The sequence below is a fragment of the Coprococcus sp. AM14-16 genome (assembly GCF_003434675.1).
In the GTDB taxonomy this organism is placed as follows: Bacteria; Bacillota; Clostridia; order Lachnospirales; family Lachnospiraceae; genus Coprococcus; species Coprococcus aceti.
On the sequence record NZ_QTLL01000003.1, the window covers coordinates 62,669 to 82,068 of the forward strand.

The window sequence follows — 19,400 nt, forward strand, 5'->3', positions numbered from 1 at the left end:
CTATATTAGCATAGGACTAGCGGTGATTACAATATTATTTCATGACATTGTTACACATCTATTTTGTAATTTTAGCTTTCATAATATTATGATATACTATTTCTGTTGTCGCCCCTATACTGGCTCAGAAAGGGGGTAAGTACATATGATAACACTTCTTATTACCTTTATTATCTCTGTCATAGCAAGTATTGTTGCCTACTATATTTGCAAATGGCTGGACAAAGATAAGTAATCGGCAACCAGCCTAGGAAATACGTCGTCCTACACGATAGACGGAGAAAACCCCAGAGGGTGCCACCTCTGGGGTTTTCGCTTGCGCCTGTATTGTGTAAAGCACAATGATATACTCTTATTACCTTTTATATCTGCCGATATTATAACATATATAAATTCTGGTTACAACATCCATATTAACATAAATTTTATAACACATTCATTATCAATTTCACTACCCCCGCGACAAAAATCAGCCCCGCCAGTCCGAAAAAGCAAACCTCCATCTCCCTGTACACCTTGTTTGACTTCTTCTCATAGGCCGTTCTCTTTTCCCTAGAGTATAAAAGTTTATACTCGCTACCGATAGGATGTTTCTTTCTGTTTATCTCCTGATTTACCATATAAGAATCCGGCTCACCGCTGTATGGATCGATGTATTCCACTGTGGGTTGTGCATATCCCGGCAATTTTGTCCTGCCGGTCAGGGTATCGTATCCTATGATCTTTCCGGTTATCTCCATGTCATACATATCATTCTCTTTTATGCGTTTTGACCGCATAATATACCCAGCTATCACAAATATCAGTACACACGCCAGCACCTTGATCACATCCAGGATAACCCATACAGGATTATTCCTATCTATAGCTATTACCCCTCCATCCTGCAGACTATCTACCACCATAGATACACTGATTAGCAAAAGTGCCATGCCACCAGCCAGAAGTCCTATTCCGATATTCTTAAAATTCCAACGGTCCTCCTTCATCTTTATCCATATTGCAAGTCCGATAAAGAATATTCCCACTATACCGATAAAGCCAGACTTCACAAGCTCCGTTATAAATTCTACATTGTCTATTATGTAATCCATAGATTTTCCCCGTTTATTTCCAACATCTTTTACAAGTTCACACTGCAATTATTCTATCATTTAACCAGCTAATGAAAAAGATCTGTATTCATCCCAAAGGCATCGATAACTTTCAGAATACCTGAATGTTAATCCCTAAATTTCCGATTCTATATTCTGATCCATCTTCTCATCTCCAAACTGTGATAAATACTCTATACGAATCTCAGAGCCTTACTAAACTTTTATCTCATTAAAAAATTCGCCTTATACTGGTATATTATATATCAGTATAAGGCGAATTCAAACTTAATAAAAAAGATTCTCCCTGAATCCTAGCCGATGCTCTTAACGCTTTCACCCTCTATCAGGGAATATGGCACTATCTCATGTTCACCAGCTGCTGCATAATTTATATGCTTGAGCATGATGTCAACACTTCTCGATGCCATGATCTCTGTATTCTGTTTTATTGTTGTAAGTCTTGGTACACAGTATCCTGCCAGCTCTATTCCATCAAATCCAGTAACTGACAGCTCCTCCGGAATATGTTTGCCCAGATCAGCAGCCGCTCTCATGACGCCGATCGCTATCGTATCACTGAGAGCCATGATTGCTGTAACCTCCGGCTGTTCCTCCAAGAGACGCTTCGTGGCCTCATAACCTGCCTTCATAGAATACCTGCACGGAATATATGTAAACTCCGCCCGGTCATCATGCTGCCACTCATCTATAGCCCTCTTGCAGCCTTCATATCTATTGAAACTTATCTGTTTCTCGGACACTTGCCCTCCTATGACTCCGATGCGCCTGTGGCCTTTTTCAAGAAGATACCTTGTCATATCGTATGTCGCTGCCGTGTCATCTATCGTTATGGAGGATATGTTGTCATTTGCAAGAATATCTCCGCTGGTTGTAATTATGACTCCAGGTATCTTCATCTCCTCCACACGTTCATCAAAAAGTGCAAGATTGGCACCCAAAAACATGATCCCCTTTGGATTCACGCTCCGAATTAGTTTGATGGCATACTCTATCTCATCACCATCCTCATCTATATATTCCACTATGACATCTTCATCATATCCCGCAAGCTGACTCTGTATGCGCTCTACTATATCTGCAAACAGCATGTTCTGGTTTCCTTTTATAATGACTACAACCGCCGATTTCGCTGCCATTTTGAGGTGCTTGGCATTGACATTTGGTTCAAACCCACTTTCCTCTATAACTCTAAGTATCTTCTCTCTGGCTGCGTCACTGACTCCGGTCTGATTGTTGATCACCCTGGACACGGTTCCGATACCATAACCTGATATACGCGCAATATCCTTTATTGTCATAAGCTGTATCCCACTTTTCTCTTTTATTCCCAATAATTATATTATCTTGCTATGTGGAGGTCAAGAAAATACTCTACTTATCATTTCCCGGTAAATATTTTTAGAGAGTACTTTTTCACATCTTGCTTCTCCCGGTCATCAGTGTAAGGCTGCCTATTTCCTCTGCAAGATCATCATCCGTATCATCAGATATAGTTCGCCACCTCCAGTTATCACCAACTGTGGATGGCTTATTCATTCTCGATTTATTATCCAGTCCCAGATAATCCTGCATCGGTATAATACAGAGATCTGCAATACTTCTCATAGCAAGCGTGATAAATGGGACATTGATCAGACGATCCGGTGTATAATGAGCTGCCATATAACCACGCGCCATATCTCTGGCGCTCTGATCTATACTGCTCCACCAGCCAATAAGGGTCTCATTGTCATGGGTTCCCGTATATACAACACAATTTCGTATGTAATTATGTGGAAGATAATCAGATGCCGCCCCAGTATCTCTCACATCAAAGGCAAACTCCACAACCTTCATTCCCGGAAATCCGGAATCATGCACAAGCTTTCTGACCGAATCAGTCACAAAACCAAGATCCTCGGCAATGACATCTCTCTTACCCAGAGCTTTTTCTATATTCCTGAACAGATCCATCCCAGGGCCCTTTTTCCACTTGCCATTCACAGCTGTTTCCTCACCATATGGAATGGCATAATATTCATCAAAGCCTCTGAAATGATCAATCCGGACTACATCATAAAGCTTATAGCTATGTCTCATTCTGGCTATCCACCAGCTGTAACCGGTCTGCCTGTTCAGCTCCCAGTCATATATTGGGTTTCCCCACAGCTGTCCGGTCTCCGAAAACCCATCAGGCGGACATCCGGCAACCTCGTATGGTCGCCTGTCCTCATCAAGCCTGAAAAGCTCCGGGTGTGCCCATACATCTGCGCTGTCCATAGCTACATAGATTGGGATATCTCCTATGATCCTTATATGGTTCTTGTTGGCATAGCTCTTTAGCGCATTCCACTGAGTATAAAACAAATACTGCATGTACTGCTGAAAATGTATCTCATCCGCAAGCTTAATCTGCATCTGCTGCACCGCATCAGGCTGCCTGTTTCTTATATCCTGCGGCCACTCTGTCCACGAAATTCCACCAAGCGAATCCTTTACAGCCATAAATAGTGAATAATCATATATCCACTCTTTGTTCTCATCCATGAACATGGAAAACTCCATGCTGTCAGTCATTTTCCATCTCTCATATGATTTTCTCAGGATTGGATATCTTCCTTCATATATTGTCCTATAATCCACATATCTGCCATCGTCGCCCCAGTCTATCTCTCTGCACTCGCGGTCTGTGAGCAGTCCCTGATCCACAAGTGTATCAAGATCTATAAAATATGGATTTCCAGCAAATGTCGAAAATGACTGATACGGCGAATCCCCATACCCGGTGGGCCCCATGGGAAGTATCTGCCAGTAACTCTGGTGTGCAGACCTAAGCCAGTCAATGAAACGATATGCCTCTTTTGAGAAGCTGCCAATTCCATACTTTGACGGGAGGCTTGATATAGCAAGCAGTATTCCTGCTGATCTTTCCATCTGAAATCTCTCCTTTTAACCAATTTCAGGCGGCTGCGAATCTCACAACCGCCTGTTTTTTACATTTAATAATATTATATTACTATCCCTTTACAGCACCAGCTGCAACACCCTTGATGATGTACTTCTGTGCACAGAGGTAGAATACAACAACCGGAATGATAGCCATAACAAGGCACGCCATGATCGCTCCCATATCTACTCTTCCGTAGCTGCCCTTCATATACTGGACAACTATAGATATCGTCTTGTATTTCTTGATGTCAAGTACCAGATATGGCAGAAGGAAATCATTCCATATCCACATAGCCTCAAGTATTCCTACAGATATGTAAGTAGGTTTCATGATAGGGATAACAACCCTGAAAAATGTCTTGAGCGGCGTACATCCATCTATCATCGCAGCCTCCTCGACCTCCAAAGGAATGGACTTGATAAATCCGCAGAACATGAATACTGCAAGACCTGTTCCAAATCCAAGATACACGATCACGATTCCCCATGGAGTATTAAGGTGAAGTGCATCCGCAGTTCCAGCCAGAGTAAACATAACCATCTGGAAAGGTATTACCATAGAGAACACGCAGAGCAGATATATGATCTTTGTCGCTATATTCTTGACTCTGGTTATATACCAGGCTGTCATAGAGCAGAACAGCAAAATTGCCACTACTGAGAGAACCGTTATCACAACTGTCCAGCCCACTGCCTTAATGAAATCATACTGTGTTATAGCCGTTTTATAATTGTCCAAGCCTATGTAGCTGTGCTCATTTGGCAGTTCAAATGTCTCCAGACTGATAAACGTCTTGGCTTTCAAAGAGTTTATAATTACAATTATTATCGGTGAAACAAATATTATGGAAATAATGGTAAAGAATAAGGTAGCCAGAATTCCCGTCAACGTTGGTTTTTCTTTCACTCTGTATACAGGCTTTTTATCCGCTGTATTTGCTGTTTTCTGTATCTTCGCCATTACTGCTGCACCTCCTTTGATCTTGTAATCTTAAGCTGTATGAGTCCTATCGCTACTACCAGTATGAAGAATACGACTGCCTTAGCCTGACCTACTCCCTCATATCCTACTCTTCCATAAAATGTCTCATATATATTGAGCGCTAGCATCTCTGTCTTATGGAGTGGCTCGCCTCCTGTGAGTGCCAGGTTCTGGTCAAACAGTTTGAATGAGTTGGTTATTGTGAGGAATGTACATATAGTTATGGATGGCATCATGTTCGGGATCGTAACCCTGAAAAGTCTCTGTATTCTATTTGCACCATCAATCATGGCTGCTTCCTGAATGTCTTCAGGAATTGCCTGAAGTCCTGCAATATAAACGATCATCATATATCCTATCTGCTGCCAGCACACCAGTATAACCAATCCCCAGAAACCGAGGACTTCATTGAGCTTCAGGGCTGTATCAAACTTTGAGAATATGGCATCGAATATAAGCTGCCATACATATCCAAGTACGATACCACCTATAAGATTCGGCATAAAGAATACCGTTCTGAATATATTAGTTCCTTTGATCTTCTGTGTAAGTGCCAGTGCCACAAGAAATGCAAGAACATTTATAAGCACAAGTGTGACAATCGCAAATAATGTTGTAAACTTAAATGCATCCGGGAATGTTGAGTCCTTGAATGCGTCTATATAATTCTGAAATCCTACAAATTCAGCGTCCCTTATGGTCGTGAACTTACAGAAGGACAGATATATTCCCTCGGCAAATGGCACGATAAATCCTATTAGAAACGCAGCCATTGTCGGTATCAGAAACACCGGCCAATATCTTTTTATCGTTTTCTCCATAATTTTTTTGATAACCTCCACTCTGTTGCATATCAATTTTCTTTCCAATATCTTCTGAGTCTAAAAATGGATATGTAGACATATTTGCATATGAATACATATCCATCTCTAGTCTGGCACCTCTGGGTATGAGCTGCCTTTGCAAAGCTGTTAGTCTTTCTGGTGTCCTGCAGCTTACAGGACTTTATTCATATTTTAAGTTGGTTTTATTTTGTGATGTTTTTTTATTTTAGGGTTGTGTACTATTGTTTATTTGTTGATATGTTTTATTTTGACTTTGCTGCAGCTGCCTCTTTAGCCCATCCATCTACAAATGCGCTCTTTACAAGATCCCAGTTGGCATCTGTCTGATCTGCCGCATATGTTGTAAGTGCTGATCCGAGGTCGTTCTTCCACTGCTCTGATGGCATTGTTGTGAAGTTCCAGCTTACAGGTGTCTTGCCCTCTGCTACATACTGATTTGCGATGTTTACAAGAAGGTTTGTTGACTCAATGTTCTTCTTGAATGGTGTTACAAATCCCATTCCATCAGCTCCTGATGGCATAGCACCCTCTGAACCACAGATTGCCTTAAGTGCGGTGTCATCTGTAGCACACCACTCCATGAAGTCAAGAGTTGCCTGGATGTCTTCCTCTGAAGCCTTAGCATTTACACACCAGTAATTCTCACTTCCTGTACAGAGTCCCTGATTCTCCTCACCATCTACTCCGATATAGATAGGGAGCATTCCGAGGTTGTCATCGCCAATTGATGATACATCTGAGTATGCCCATGTACCATTCTGATAAAATACTGCCTGTCCTGAAACAAACTCTGCAACCGCATCATCACCAGTCTTTGTGCTGAGCTGCTTTGGATCGGTTGTTGAGTTGTTGATGTACAGATCCCATACATTTTTGTAATTATCAAGATATGTACCCTTGATCGCATCTGTAGTATCGATTCCATCAGCCTTGTACTCATAGTAGATTGGAAGATTTGCAAGATGTGTCTTGAATCTCCAGTCTGATGATCCGTCCATTCCAGCTGATGTGAATGCTGAGAATCCTAATTTGTCTGAGTTAGCTGTTATATCCTCTGCCACCTTCTTGAGGTCTGCAAATGAATTGATATCATCCTCTGTGTATCCAGCTTTGCTTAAAAGCTCTTTGTTGTAAATGATTCCGTATGACTCTATAACATATCCGATTCCTGCAACCTTATCGCCATCCTTAAGTGCAAAGTCCTCAGATGTGAGTTCTTTATACACCTGTGATGATCCAAGATCATAACAATAGTCCTTCCAAGAAGCAAGACCAACCGGTCCATTTACCTGGAACAGGGTAGGTGCTTCTGACTTGCCCATCTCACTCTTAAGAGTAGTCTCGTACTGACCAGAAGCTGCTGTAACTACCGTAACATCAACGCCTGTCTTCTCTGTGTACACCTTAGCAAGCTCCTGCCACTGTGTATCCTGCTCTGGCTTGAAGTTCAAATAATATACAGAGCCCTTTGCTTCTGTCTTCTTTCCTGTGTCTGCTGAGTCTCCTGAGCCACATCCTGTCAACATGGTTCCTGCCATCATAAGTGACAGTCCAAGTGCCGCAATACCTTTCTTGTTCATATTGGTTCCTCCCATAAAATAATAAAAATTTTTCCTTCAGTCATCTCTTATACGAGCTGCTTAATGGTTACTTAGGTTTAGCGGAAACGTTTTTGGAACCGTTTCCATTTGATATATCTTATATTAGTTGTTTATGTGCAAAATGTCAATACTAATTTTAATTTTTTTATCACTTTTTGTGTTTTTTACATAGCTTGCCATTCAGGTTACATAAAAATGTATAATTTTTGTCATATTCTATCCTTTCTGAATACTATAAATAGAACAACTATTAAATTTGAAAGGACTATCCTATGAAATGCTACAATAACTGTTCTCCGGGCAGACCTGACTGCCGTGACAACATCTGCACTATAGATCTCCGGGAGAAAGCGTTACAGAACCACAATTACCGTGAGACCGTGTGGACCGGCTGTTTCATGCAGATGACCGTCATGTGTATACCTGCCTGCTCAGATGTAGGTTTAGAGATCCATGATAATACCGATCAGATCATCAGGGTCGAACAGGGACAGTGTTCAGTCAGGATGGGCTGCTGCCCGAACGAGCTTTGCTTCCGTCAGAATCTTTGTGCAGGAGAATGCGTATGCATACCAGCCGGCACATGGCACAACATCATCAACATCGGCAATAATCCACTGAAGCTCTCATCCATCTATGCCCCACCACATCATCCCAGGGGAGAGACACAGGCCACCAAAGCCACGGCTATGGGAATGGATTGCTGATATGTTTTCATGTGACATGAAGTAGAACGCATTACCGGATTAATTGTCCCATTGTTTTAAGCATTCTTCTGTCCGCCACCAAAAAAGACACCAAATGCTGCCTGCCCGTCTGACATTGGGCAAGTGACATTTAGTGTCTTTGCTATTTCTGTATTAAATTCACACTTATTACCAAATTATTCTTTATAATTCTGTTCAGCCACCATAGAAATATTTATCGCAAATCCCCCATCCTGAACCTCCGCGCTCACCTCATGTCCCAGCTTGTCCGCAAGGCACCTTACTATGTAAAGTCCCAGCCCTGCGCCCTCCTTCTGTCTGGACTTTCCACGGCAGAACGCATCGAATATCGTATCCACATCTATCTCATCGTCCAAATCTATGTCATTTTCAAATATGACTTCCACCCGGCCGTCCTCACATACCAGCCTCACAGATATCCGGCTCTTGGCATACTTCCGCGCATTCGAGAAGAAGTTGGCAAATATCCGGCTGAGCATGGTCTCATTGCTCCGCACAGTGACCGACTGCTCCGGTATGTCAAATGTGACATTTACCCCAGACTCCTTCACCCAGTCATACTGCTCAAATGCCTGGGATGTCAGAAGTGCCGCCACATCCACATCTGCAGTCTCTATCTCGTCATCCTTCGCCTCGGCTGACGACACCTCAAAAAATGCATCTGAAAGCACCCGGAGATAATCAGTCTTTGTAAGGGCAATATCCAGATATTCCTGATCTTTACCTGTGACATGTCCGCCCTTTTTCATAAGCTGCATATACCCCTTTGCCGCCGTGAGCGGTGTTCTGAAGTCGTGGGATATACCGGCTATGACATTTTTCAGCCTTGCCCTGTCCTTCTCCACCGCCAGATTTTTCTCTTTTATCTGATCCGAATAGTCATTTAACGCATTTGCAAGCCTCAGGATATCCCTGTCGAAATACTCCACATGTATATCCTGATCCACACCGCCGTCAAGGCGCGCCTTAAGCTTATCCGCAAATATCCGCATCTGCCTCTTGTACTGCATCACCCGTATAAAAAGGACTGCCACTATAATAAGCAACAGTCCGATCTCAATCTTATAATAGATATCCATACCCTATCTGCCCTTATCTGTCAGACACCCGCACATTCCCATAGTCATATGCTGTATGTCATTAGTTGAACCACTTTTTTTCATAGCTATTGTAGGATAACACATACCAGATTAGTATTTCAACAACTCCTGCCACCACACAGATTATCACGTCCTGAGATGCTATATCCTGGAGACCTGAACAGGTCAGACCACCTCCCACAAGACAGTAAGTTACATTTGAGACGCTGCCGCCGCCCTCAGTTACCGTGTCTATCATCAGGCCGCCAAATGCCTCTAGTATCAGGAATCTGAGGAACACCACAAACATTCCTACAGCTGATTTGAAAGTTGTCATGATGAGCACTGAACAGCTGAGCACTCTGATACATATCACAGCAACGATCAATATCCTGAGCGCAAGATACTTCGTATCTCCATAACCGTTCTTCGCTCCGAAATACAGTATAGGAGAGATCATCAACGCTATACTGATTATCGACATGAGCGGCACAACTGTAAACAGCTTAGAAAGCAGCAGCCTTGACGTTCTGTTGCCCGCCATTACCTCGTAACAGAGCACCTTGTTCTCATATGATGTCACGTACATTCCCGCGATGATCAGCGGAAGATATGTCATAAGCAGAAGGTCCTTCTCAAGAAACATTCCAAATGCCTCTACTCCTGAGCTTGCACTGTCAAAACCGACATCCATGTACCCCAGATAAATCATAAATACACACAGCGCAACCGCCCACACTGACAGATGATAGGTTTTCCTCACGCGGTACCACTCCGCTCTCATAAGTCTGTTCATACTATCTACCTGCCTTTCTGAGCATCTTGCCAACAAAGCTCTTCGGAGCATTACTATCATCACCGGATGATGATACCCTGGACAGGAAATACTCCTCCAGATTCTCCCCCTGTACATGGAACTTGAGTATAGTAAGTCCTGATGCCGTTATCGCTCTTGACACGGTCTTAAGTTCTGACAGCATATCATAGATACGGATGTCTCCGTTTTCCATCACTTTGTAACCTGATATTCCGAGATCCTGCTCGATGACTGTCACAAGTCTTTCCATGTCATCCGTCGCCACTTCTATGTAGCTCCTGCAGTTCTCATCCAGTTCTTCCTTGGAAATGCATTCCACCAGCACACCCCTGTCGATTATGGCAAAATCCGTACAGAGCTCCGAAAGTTCGGCAAGCAAATGGCTGGAGATAAGTATCGTTATCTCCCTCTCATCCTTCAGCCTCTTAAGAAGATTCCTGACCTCCACGATTCCCTCCGGGTCAAGTCCGTTCACAGGCTCATCGAGTATCATGACCTCCGGATCAGGCAGCAGTGCCATGCCTATTCCAAGTCTCTGCTTCATTCCAAGTGAAAAATGTTTCACCCGCTTCTTCCCGGTATTTGCCAGCCCCACAAGTTCAAGTATCTCATCTATCTTTGATGAATCCGCCACTCCCCTGAGCCGGCTTATGTACTCCATATTCTCCCTGGCGGTAAAGCTCTTATCCAGATACGGTGCCTCGATCATAAAGCTCGTTCTCTCCCTGTTCGCATCCAGATCCTTGCCTGAGCCAAACAGCTCTATCTCTCCCTCAGCAGGATCTGTAAGTCCCGCTATCATCTTCATTATGGTGGTCTTGCCCGCTCCATTTGGTCCTATCAGACCATATATGTGTCCCTTTTCAACGTCCAGCGAAAAGTTGTCCACAACACGCTTATCGCCATACACTTTAGTCATCCCCTTAAGGCTTATCACGCTCGCCATATGCTGCTCCCTTCCCCGATTTACACATCTGATGATCGCGCATGTAAAATCATATCCAGCTCTTTTGATCCCGCGATCACCTACGCTGTCTCTTCACATTTTATATATTACCTTCTATGCATAAAGAAATGGTAAATTCAAATGTAAAGAAAAGGTTAAGAATCACTCCGCAAGCTTGTATCCCATGCCCCAGACGGTCTCTATGTACTCCTGGTCGTCATACTTTTTTATCTTATTTCTGAGATTGCTCATGTGAACTTTGAGGACATTGTCCTCCGGATAATATGTCTCATTCCACACACTCTCGAACAGATTTGCCTTTGAAAAGAGCTTGTTAGGATTTGTCAGCAACAGCCTCAATATCCCATACTCCTTTGCAGTGATGTCCAGCTTATTGCCATTTACCGTGACATTCTTTGCCTCGTCGTCCATGATGAGGTGCTTGTAAGTATATGAATATCCAACTATCCCTTTGATGCCGCATGAATGTCCGGATGATTCTCTGTATATACAGCGGTTTAACACCGCCTCCACCCTGACAAGCAGCTCATCCAGATCAAACGGCTTTGTGATATAGTCATCAACGCCAAGCCTGAACAGATCTATCTTCGTCTGGACCGTATCCTTCGCTGAAAGCACAATGACCGGAACATCTGAAAATTCTCTGAGGCTCTGCATAATCCTGTCGCCGCTCTTCATCGGCAGCATGAGATCCAGCAGACAGAGATCGATGTCCGGCGTGCTTTCGAGAATAGACAGCCCAGCTATGCCATTTGTGGCTGATATCAGCTCATAGCCACTTTCTGTCAAATATTCGCAGATAAGCCGGTTTATCTCTTTATCGTCCTCTATGACGAGTATCTTGCTCATAAGCATCTCCTCCTGTCTATTGAACATCAGTCCATCAGAACTGACTTATCTACTACTATACTTTATACTTTTCCCCATGTCATCAACTCCATAAAAAAATCCCGAAATATCGACTCCTGTCGATACTCCGGGATCATATACATCTTTTATGAATATGATGAAAGGAACTGTTTTGTCCTCTCCATCTTCGGATTGTCAAATACCTGATCAGGTCTTCCCTGCTCAAGTATATATCCATCATCCATGAATATGACCTGGCTTGCAACATCCTTTGCAAATGCCATCTCATGGGTAACAATTATCATGGTTGTCTTTTTGTCTGCAAGGTTTCTGAGAACCTTAAGTACCTCTCCTGTGAGCTCCGGATCAAGAGCCGATGTAGGTTCATCGAAACACAGGATGTCCGGCTGCAACGCAAGCGCCCTTGCTATGGCAACTCGCTGGCACTGTCCGCCTGAAAGCTGGTGAGGATAGTTGTTCATTCTGTCCTCAAGTCCCATCTGGCGTAGAAGTTCCTCTGCCTGGACTCTTATCTCGTCGAGTATATTCTTCTTATTTACTTTGAAATCCGGTCTCTCCTTTGCAAGAAGCTCTCTTGCAAGCATTACGTTCTGAAGCGCAGTGTACTGTGGAAAGAGATTAAATGACTGGAACACAAGTCCAAAATGCAGTCTCTTCTTGCGCACCTCCGACTCCTTGAGTGTCTCCGGCTTGTCAGTGTCAAGCAGGATCTCATCATTTACACGGATAACTCCATTGTCCGGCATCTCCAGAAAGTTCAAACAGCGAAGAAGTGTTGTCTTTCCACTTCCTGATGATCCTATGATAGAAAGGACCTCTCCCTGCTCCAGAGAAAAGCTTATATCCTTGAGCACATCTGTCTTGCCAAACTTCTTTTTTATATGTTCAACCTCTAATATAGCCATAGCGGCTCCTCCTATTTAATATGTATCGCCCCTCTGCTCCGCAGCGGGGCAGGTCGTCGGAGCCGCTATGAACTGCGTTCATAGCGGCTCCTCCTATCTAAAAAAATCAAGTTTCTTCTCTAATTTGCCAAGTAAAACTGTGAGTACGCCATTCCATATCAGATAGTAGAATGCGCAGAAGAAGAGTGGCCATATTGCACCCGAGATTCCCTGTGAACCTTTCATGAATGCCTGTCCTGCCCAGATTATCTCCTGAAGTGCGATGATACGGGCAAGGGACGTATCCTTGACCAGAGTTATGATCTCGTTGGACATCGCCGGAACTATCTTCTTTATCATCTGCAAAAGCTTGACCTTGAAGAATATCTGCTTTGGAGTCATGCCGAGCACGAGTCCGGCTTCCTCCTGTCCTACAGGAATCCCCTGGATACCTCCACGGTAAATCTCTGAGAAATAGCAGGCATAGTTCACTATGAATGACACCGATGCCGCAACAAATCTTCCGCCTTCGCCGCCGCCCCATACCGGGTTGTGGAATACAAGTCCCGGGAAATAATATATGATGAGCAGCTGTATCATAAGTGGTGTACCTCTCACTATCCATACGATGAACTTCATAAGATAGCTGAGTGGTTTAAACTTTGACATGGAACCAAGTGCTATAAGAAGTCCAAGCGGAAATGCACCGAGCAATGTCACGAAGAACAATTTTAATGTCTGTATAAATCCTGTATTAAGAGCTCCAAGTACGACCGGGAGCTGTTCAAAAAACAAATCCATAATAATTTTTCTCTCTAAGTGATGGTAAAAATACTAATTATATCTTATCTATTACTTTGCAAGTGCAGCCTGTACCTTATATGTCTCAGCACACTTCTCCATTGAACCGTCAGCCTTACTGTCTGCAAAGAACTTGTTGAGCTCAGCTACAAGATCTGAGTCCTTTCTGAAGCCAACGCCATACTCCTCACTGTTAAGACCTACGGTATATGTGAGCTTGTCATAACCTGTTCCCTCGCCAACCATAGCTGCTGCCATGAGTGAATCAATGATCGCTGCATCCGATGTTCCAGCTGCAACCTCCATGAGTGCATCTGCCTGTGCCTTTACTGCTGTATAGTTGAGTCCAAGCGCCTTGGCCTGATCCTCGCCTGCGCTTCCTGCCTCTACAGCAAATGTAAGCTCCTTGATGCTGTCAACAGTCTGATACTTGTCTGCCTTATCTTTTGGCACGATAACTACCTGAGCATTGTTGCAGTATGCATCTGAACATGCCATTGAGCTTGTAACCTCATCTGTAAGTGTCATACCATTCCATACACAGTCGATGGTCTTGCCGTCAAGCTCCATGATCTTGTTGTCCCAGTCTATCTCTACGAACTCTGCCTTTACGCCAAGGCTCTCAGCAAATGCTGATGCCATATCTGCGTCAAATCCGATCCAGTTGCCTGACTCATCCTTGTAATCCATCGGTGCGAAGTCTGTAACGCCGACAACGAGAGTTCCCTTATCCTTTACATACTCCAGATCACTCTTTGATTCACTCTTAGATCCGTTATCAGATCCGCCACATCCAACCAGCGAAAGTCCCATTGCTGCCACTAAGAGCAGTGATAATAACTTTTTCATACTTTTTTCCTCCTGAAATATACTTGGCAGATGCATGAAACACACTACACCGGGCATCTGCACGATATATAAGCCCTATTAGGGCACAACACGGTAACATAGTAACAGTTTATCATAGTAAAGTCAAACCTAAGATTGAGGAAATGCCTGTAAATGTATTATGTAATAATAATAAAAACCACAGAAGATCTTACTCTTCTGTGGTCAGGATGCTCACCATCTGGAATTATTTTACATACGCTCTGTCAATATGTATCACACAATAGTAATTTTTATTGTACTCACTAACTTTTTCCTTGATATAGGATATTATCTGTTCTTCTGACATTTGATATCCATGTGGCAAAACCACATCAAAAATCAGATTGGAATGTGTTGAACCCTTTACCATTCTAAAGTCGTGAAACTGAACATTTTCATTTTTTCTGCTATCCTTATTAAGTGATTCTATAATTTCAGTGATCCGCGCTTTCGCAGCATTTGTCTCCTCATCGTCATCTACTATCGGATCCATGTGAATGACAGGCTCACAATTTAATTTTTTTCTGAGAGAGAATTCTATCTGATCGATCAGATCATGCAGTTCAAGAATGTCTTCCTTATAAGGAACTTCTGCGTGCAGACTGACCATAAGTCTGCCAGGTCCATAATCATGGACCACAAGATCATGAATACCAAGGATCCTTTTATCACACCTCACGATCTTCTTGATTTCGTCCACAAGCTCTGGTTCCGGTGCCTGACCAAGCAAAGGGCTGACCGTATCCTTCATTGCAGTAATGCCAGCTATGAGTATCATTACGCCCACCAATAACCCACAATATCCATCTACAGGTATTTTCCAGAAATGAGCAACAAGTGCAGATGCAAGAACAACCATTGTGGAAAATGTATCAGATAAACTGTCTTTCGCCGTCGCTATCATGGTCGCACTCTCTATCTTTCTGCCTATACTCCTGTTGTAGAAATACATATATATCTTTACTCCAATTGAAACAACGAGTATAACGGCAACTAGAATGCTGAATTTTGGAAGTTCCGGATGTAGGATCTTTCCGATTGAATCTTTAATAAGCTCGTAGGCCATCAATATGATCATGACTGCTACAAATAAGCCTGATATATACTCTATTCTTCCATGTCCAAACGGATGATCCGGGTCCGGTTTTCTGCCAGATAACTTAAAACCTATCATAGATATAAACGAGCTTCCTGCATCTGATAAATTGTTGAACGCATCCGCCGTGATCGAGATAGCCCCCGAAAGTAATCCAGCAAAGAATTTTCCCAGGAACAATAATACATTCAAAAATATACCAACAGCTCCGCAAAGAACACCATATTTCTCCCTCACCTTGCTATCCTTATAATTATCTGATTTGATCCACAGCTTCGACAATAATGTCACCATATCTTTTGTTCCTCCTAATCTAAATCTCAAAAGTTCTGAAAAAAAGAACCCACAAAAGCGTTGGACTTCTGCGGGTTCTTGATATATCTGAAATGATATATAATTATCTCTTTGAGAACTGTGGAGCACGACGAGCGGCCTTGAGACCGTACTTCTTTCTCTCCTTCATTCTTGGATCTCTTGTAAGGTATCCAGCCTTCTTAAGGATTGGTCTGTACTCAGCATCAACCTCAAGGAGTGCTCTTGAAATACCATGTCTGATAGCTCCAGCCTGACCTGTGAAACCACCACCACATACGTTAACGAGTACATCGTACTTGCCCTCTGTGCCTGTAGCAACGAGTGGCTGCTTTACGATAACCTTGAGTGTATCAAGGCCAAAGTACTCATCCATATCCTTCTTGTTTATAACGATCTTACCAGTACCTGGAGTGATGTAAACTCTGGCGATACTGCTTTTTCTTCTTCCTGTTCCATAGAACTTTGTTGTCTTAGCCATCTGTTAATCTCCTCCTTCTTAGTACTTAATCTCTAATACTTCTGGCTTCTGTGCCTGATGCTTGTGATCTGCACCAGCGTATACGTGAAGCTTTGTGATCATCTCTCTGCCAAGTGGTCCCTTTGGAAGCATTCCCTTAACTGCAAGGTAGATAACATCCTCTGGCTTCTTAGCCATCTTCTCACGAAGAGTTGTCTCTTTCATACCACCTACATAATCTGAGTGGTTGTAGTATACCTTCTGATCTAACTTCTTACCAGTTACCTGGATTTTGTCAGCGTTTACTACTATTACATAATCACCTGTATCAATGTGTGGTGTAAATGTTGGCTTGTTCTTTCCTCTTAAAATGCTTGCGATCTCCGATGCAAGACGACCTAAAGTATGTCCTGTAGCGTCAACTACATACCACTTTCTCTCTATTGTTGATGGGCTTGCCATAAAGCTCTTCATCGTGGTACCTCCTAAATTATTCTTTTATAATCTTCTTTACTAATGTATATTCAGCACATTCCTTACCGGGGCATTGGTTCGAAACGCACTTATAAACTTCGCATACTTTGCAAGTATATTATAATTACATTTTGTTGTCAACTATTTTTTCCAACAAAAATATCCGGCGATACATGTGCACCGCCGGATACCATATTATCATTCATTCTTCTGTCTGTAAATACTATCTTTTATTTAGAAATCCACCTCTGTGTCATAGTAGCAGCACTTCAGCAGCTTCTCCATCTCCTCCTGGCTTGGCTGTCTTGGGTTGGAGCCTGTACATGCATCGAGTATCGCATTTGCAGCGATCTCAGGAAGTCTCTCAAGGAATACGTCCTCCGGAACAAAGCCCTGCTCACATGGATAGCTGTCTGATCCATAATTCTTGATACAGTGAGGTATGTTCAGCTCATCATTCATCTTGCGCAGATATGCGATGAGAAGAGCTATCTTCTCGTCGAGGGTCTCTCCGCCAAGGCCCATGAAGTCTGCTATCTCGCCGTAACGAATCTTTGCTGTCTCATCCTTTGCATTGAAAGCGATAACCTTTGGAAGATACATCGCATTTGCTGCTCCGTGGATGATATGTGCACCGTAATCGGCAAATGCTGCTCCGGTCTTGTGTGCCATTGAATGTACGATTCCAAGCAGTGCATTTGAAAATGCCATACCTGCCAGGCACTGCGCATTGTGCATTGCGTCACGCTTCTCCATGTCTCCGTTATATGATCCAACCAGATCATTCTGGATCATCTTGATGGCATGAAGTGCCAGTGGATCTGTGAAATCGCAGTTTGCTGTCGATACATAAGCCTCGATTGCATGTGTCATGGCATCCATACCTGTGTGAGCAACCAGCTTCTGAGGCATGGTCTCTGCCAGCTCAGGATCTACGATCGCAACATCAGGTGTAATCTCAAAATCAGCTATCGGATACTTGATTCCCTTCTCGTAATCTGTGATGATTGAGAATGCGGTAACCTCTGTTGCAGTTCCTGATGTTGAAGAAATAGCGCAGAAATGAGCTTTCTTTCTAAGTTCAGGGATTCCAAATACCTTACACATATCCTCAAATGTCGCATCAGGATACTCATACTTTATCCACATAGCCTTTGCTGCGTCTATAGGTGAACCACCGCCGATGGCCACTATCCAGTCAGGCTCAAATTCAAGCATGGCTGCTGCACCCTTCATAACTGTCTCAACCGAAGGATCTGGCTCAATTCCCTCAAACAACTTAACTTCCATTCCAGCTTCCTCAAGGTACTGTACTGCCCTGTCCAGGAATCCAAATCTCTTCATGGATCCGCCTCCGACACAGACCATAGCTCTCTTACCCTTGAATGTCTTGAGTGCCTCCAAAGCACCTTTTCCGTGATACAGATCTCTTGGTAACGTAAATCTTGCCATTGTTTGCCCTCCTAAAATCAAAATAAAAAAAATCATGTTATCTTCACTGAAACACCTTGAAATATTCCGAACACTTCGAAACAATTCCTGACATATCCGTCATGTAGCAGCATTTCAATGTAATTATAACATGATTGGCTCTTGTTTTCATTATTTTTTGTGCATTTCACACAATGTTTTTAATCTATTTTTCACTGTTTTGCTAGATGTTTTCCACTTTTCATTCTTATTTCTAGATTATTTCAAGTCCACTTTTCCAAGTTATTATATACAAAATATAACCACGCTATTTTATAAACTGCCAACATATTATTAGCAATTTTATCTTATCCCGACAAATATTATACGTCTACAGCCGTTTACGTCTACAGATATTTTATCTCCACAAGAGTAAGCCCCTTGGCCTCGGCTTTCGGACCAGCTTTCGTCCTATCCTTAGCCTCAAGTATTGACTCCATACAGTCCTCTGGCCAGATTCCAAGACCTATCTTCATCAAAGTTCCCACTATGATGCGGACCATATTGTACAGGAAACCATTGCCGCTGATCCTTATATGTATCATGTCGCCCGCCTTGTCTATGGTTATATCTGTTATTGTACGGACTGTATTCTCCACCTGAGACCTTGATGAACAGAAGCTCTTGAAATCATGCTCCCCAACCAGCACTGCCGCAGCCCGCTTCATCTTATCTATATCAAGTGGATAATAGACGAATGTCGAGTAAAGACGCTCTGTCGGCATATCAAATCTTCTGTTTAATATCTTGTATTCATATGTCTTGATCGTGTCACAGTATCTCGGATGAAAATCGTCAGCCACCTGGCATGACTCCTGTATCCTTATGTCTTCCGGGAGCCGCTGATTAAGCGCAAATGAAAACTTCTCTCCAGGTATTCCTGATTCAGTGTCGAACACCGCCACATTTCCCAGTGCATGTACACCGGAATCCGTTCTGCTGGCCCCTATAACCTTTATATCCTCATGACAAAGCTCGCTGAGTGTCTTATTCAGGACTTCCTCAACCGTTATTCCATTTATCTGAACCTGCCATCCACAATAATTTGTTCCATCGTAGGCTACGATCAATTTTACTCTCTTCATATTCATACTAGGG

At 43.0% G+C, this 19,400-nt stretch carries 19 protein-coding genes; 1 reads left to right on the plus strand and 18 read right to left on the minus strand.

Annotated elements, in window-relative coordinates; genetic code table 11:
- Positions 1–425: 425 nt before the first annotated feature.
- From DW159_RS10545 to DW159_RS10570, 6 genes are all read right to left on the minus strand, one after another.
- Positions 426–1,094 (minus strand): hypothetical protein, encoded by a 669-nt coding sequence (locus DW159_RS10545; RefSeq protein ID WP_117550672.1) that lies wholly within the window; start codon positions 1,092–1,094, stop codon positions 426–428.
- Between the two features lie 314 nt (positions 1,095–1,408).
- Complete coding sequence (locus DW159_RS10550; RefSeq protein WP_242992682.1) at positions 1,409–2,416, minus strand: LacI family DNA-binding transcriptional regulator; 1,008 nt, start codon at positions 2,414–2,416, stop codon at positions 1,409–1,411.
- Positions 2,417–2,531: 115 nt separating this feature from the next.
- Positions 2,532–4,031 (minus strand): 4-alpha-glucanotransferase, encoded by a 1,500-nt coding sequence (gene malQ / locus DW159_RS10555; protein ID WP_117550676.1) that lies wholly within the window; start codon positions 4,029–4,031, stop codon positions 2,532–2,534.
- An 82-nt stretch (positions 4,032–4,113) separates the two neighbouring features.
- Positions 4,114–5,007, minus strand: coding sequence for a carbohydrate ABC transporter permease (locus DW159_RS10560; protein WP_117550678.1), 894 nt, complete (start codon positions 5,005–5,007; stop codon positions 4,114–4,116).
- Positions 5,007–5,849 carry a carbohydrate ABC transporter permease gene (locus DW159_RS10565; RefSeq protein WP_117550680.1) on the minus strand — a complete coding sequence of 281 codons (843 nt, stop codon included), beginning with the start codon at positions 5,847–5,849 and terminating at the stop codon, positions 5,007–5,009. The genes DW159_RS10560 and DW159_RS10565 overlap by 1 nt, the downstream gene beginning before the upstream one ends.
- Positions 5,850–6,115: 266 nt before the next feature.
- Positions 6,116–7,453, minus strand: coding sequence for an ABC transporter substrate-binding protein (locus DW159_RS10570; RefSeq protein WP_117550682.1), 1,338 nt, complete (start codon positions 7,451–7,453; stop codon positions 6,116–6,118).
- A gap of 293 nt (positions 7,454–7,746) precedes the next feature.
- Here DW159_RS10570 and DW159_RS10575 point away from each other — a divergent pair, with 293 nt between their 5' ends.
- Positions 7,747–8,181: a cupin domain-containing protein gene (locus DW159_RS10575; protein ID WP_242992684.1), complete on the plus strand. Its 435-nt coding sequence runs from the start codon at positions 7,747–7,749 to the stop codon at positions 8,179–8,181.
- Positions 8,182–8,357: 176 nt separating this feature from the next.
- Here DW159_RS10575 and DW159_RS10580 read toward each other — a convergent pair whose 3' ends face one another.
- The 12 genes from DW159_RS10580 to truA all read right to left on the minus strand — a co-directional run bounded on the left by DW159_RS10580 (position 8,358) and on the right by truA (position 19,387).
- Positions 8,358–9,281, minus strand: coding sequence for a sensor histidine kinase (locus DW159_RS10580; protein WP_117550684.1), 924 nt, complete (start codon positions 9,279–9,281; stop codon positions 8,358–8,360).
- Between the two features lie 61 nt (positions 9,282–9,342).
- The gene (locus tag DW159_RS10585; RefSeq protein ID WP_117550686.1) at positions 9,343–10,077 is read right to left on the minus strand and encodes a hypothetical protein; all 735 of its coding nucleotides are present in this window, start codon (positions 10,075–10,077) and stop codon (positions 9,343–9,345) included.
- 1 nt (position 10,078) lies between these two features.
- Positions 10,079–11,044: an ABC transporter ATP-binding protein gene (locus DW159_RS10590; protein WP_117550687.1), complete on the minus strand. Its 966-nt coding sequence runs from the start codon at positions 11,042–11,044 to the stop codon at positions 10,079–10,081.
- Between the two features lie 162 nt (positions 11,045–11,206).
- Positions 11,207–11,914 (minus strand): response regulator transcription factor, encoded by a 708-nt coding sequence (locus tag DW159_RS10595; protein ID WP_117550689.1) that lies wholly within the window; start codon positions 11,912–11,914, stop codon positions 11,207–11,209.
- 146 nt (positions 11,915–12,060) lie between these two features.
- Positions 12,061–12,840: an amino acid ABC transporter ATP-binding protein gene (locus DW159_RS10600; protein WP_004850188.1), complete on the minus strand. Its 780-nt coding sequence runs from the start codon at positions 12,838–12,840 to the stop codon at positions 12,061–12,063.
- A 93-nt stretch (positions 12,841–12,933) separates the two neighbouring features.
- Entirely contained in the window at positions 12,934–13,620 is a 687-nt protein-coding gene (locus DW159_RS10605; protein ID WP_004850185.1) for an amino acid ABC transporter permease, read from the minus strand.
- Between the two features lie 51 nt (positions 13,621–13,671).
- Positions 13,672–14,469: a transporter substrate-binding domain-containing protein gene (locus DW159_RS10610; RefSeq protein WP_022058703.1), complete on the minus strand. Its 798-nt coding sequence runs from the start codon at positions 14,467–14,469 to the stop codon at positions 13,672–13,674.
- Between the two features lie 226 nt (positions 14,470–14,695).
- Positions 14,696–15,880, minus strand: a complete 1,185-nt coding sequence (locus DW159_RS10615; protein ID WP_117550691.1) for a cation diffusion facilitator family transporter — start codon at positions 15,878–15,880, stop codon at positions 14,696–14,698.
- 103 nt (positions 15,881–15,983) lie between these two features.
- Positions 15,984–16,379, minus strand: a complete 396-nt coding sequence (gene rpsI / locus DW159_RS10620) for a 30S ribosomal protein S9 (protein ID WP_004850181.1) — start codon at positions 16,377–16,379, stop codon at positions 15,984–15,986.
- Between the two features lie 18 nt (positions 16,380–16,397).
- The gene (gene rplM, locus DW159_RS10625; RefSeq protein WP_117550692.1) at positions 16,398–16,832 is read right to left on the minus strand and encodes a 50S ribosomal protein L13; all 435 of its coding nucleotides are present in this window, start codon (positions 16,830–16,832) and stop codon (positions 16,398–16,400) included.
- A gap of 234 nt (positions 16,833–17,066) precedes the next feature.
- Positions 17,067–18,284, minus strand: a complete 1,218-nt coding sequence (locus DW159_RS10630) for an iron-containing alcohol dehydrogenase (protein ID WP_117550694.1) — start codon at positions 18,282–18,284, stop codon at positions 17,067–17,069.
- Positions 18,285–18,649: 365 nt separating this feature from the next.
- The gene (gene truA / locus DW159_RS10635; protein ID WP_117551046.1) at positions 18,650–19,387 is read right to left on the minus strand and encodes a tRNA pseudouridine(38-40) synthase TruA; all 738 of its coding nucleotides are present in this window, start codon (positions 19,385–19,387) and stop codon (positions 18,650–18,652) included.
- Between the last annotated feature and the right edge of the window lie 13 nt (positions 19,388–19,400).

Coding starts and splice junctions, on each gene's coding strand:
- DW159_RS10545 (WP_117550672.1), bottom strand. CDS start 1,094: ATGGATTACATAATAGACAATGTAGAATTTATAACGGAGCTTGTGAAG.
- DW159_RS10550 (WP_242992682.1), bottom strand. CDS start 2,416: ATGACAATAAAGGATATTGCGCGTATATCAGGTTATGGTATCGGAACC.
- malQ (WP_117550676.1), bottom strand. CDS start 4,031: ATGGAAAGATCAGCAGGAATACTGCTTGCTATATCAAGCCTCCCGTCA.
- DW159_RS10560 (WP_117550678.1), bottom strand. CDS start 5,007: ATGGCGAAGATACAGAAAACAGCAAATACAGCGGATAAAAAGCCTGTA.
- DW159_RS10565 (WP_117550680.1), bottom strand. CDS start 5,849: ATGGAGAAAACGATAAAAAGATATTGGCCGGTGTTTCTGATACCGACA.
- DW159_RS10570 (WP_117550682.1), bottom strand. CDS start 7,453: ATGAACAAGAAAGGTATTGCGGCACTTGGACTGTCACTTATGATGGCA.
- DW159_RS10575 (WP_242992684.1), top strand. CDS start 7,747: ATGAAATGCTACAATAACTGTTCTCCGGGCAGACCTGACTGCCGTGAC.
- DW159_RS10580 (WP_117550684.1), bottom strand. CDS start 9,281: ATGGATATCTATTATAAGATTGAGATCGGACTGTTGCTTATTATAGTG.
- DW159_RS10585 (WP_117550686.1), bottom strand. CDS start 10,077: ATGAACAGACTTATGAGAGCGGAGTGGTACCGCGTGAGGAAAACCTAT.
- DW159_RS10590 (WP_117550687.1), bottom strand. CDS start 11,044: ATGGCGAGCGTGATAAGCCTTAAGGGGATGACTAAAGTGTATGGCGAT.
- DW159_RS10595 (WP_117550689.1), bottom strand. CDS start 11,914: ATGAGCAAGATACTCGTCATAGAGGACGATAAAGAGATAAACCGGCTT.
- DW159_RS10600 (WP_004850188.1), bottom strand. CDS start 12,840: ATGGCTATATTAGAGGTTGAACATATAAAAAAGAAGTTTGGCAAGACA.
- DW159_RS10605 (WP_004850185.1), bottom strand. CDS start 13,620: ATGGATTTGTTTTTTGAACAGCTCCCGGTCGTACTTGGAGCTCTTAAT.
- DW159_RS10610 (WP_022058703.1), bottom strand. CDS start 14,469: ATGAAAAAGTTATTATCACTGCTCTTAGTGGCAGCAATGGGACTTTCG.
- DW159_RS10615 (WP_117550691.1), bottom strand. CDS start 15,880: ATGGTGACATTATTGTCGAAGCTGTGGATCAAATCAGATAATTATAAG.
- rpsI (WP_004850181.1), bottom strand. CDS start 16,379: ATGGCTAAGACAACAAAGTTCTATGGAACAGGAAGAAGAAAAAGCAGT.
- rplM (WP_117550692.1), bottom strand. CDS start 16,832: ATGAAGAGCTTTATGGCAAGCCCATCAACAATAGAGAGAAAGTGGTAT.
- DW159_RS10630 (WP_117550694.1), bottom strand. CDS start 18,284: ATGGCAAGATTTACGTTACCAAGAGATCTGTATCACGGAAAAGGTGCT.
- truA (WP_117551046.1), bottom strand. CDS start 19,387: ATGAAGAGAGTAAAATTGATCGTAGCCTACGATGGAACAAATTATTGT.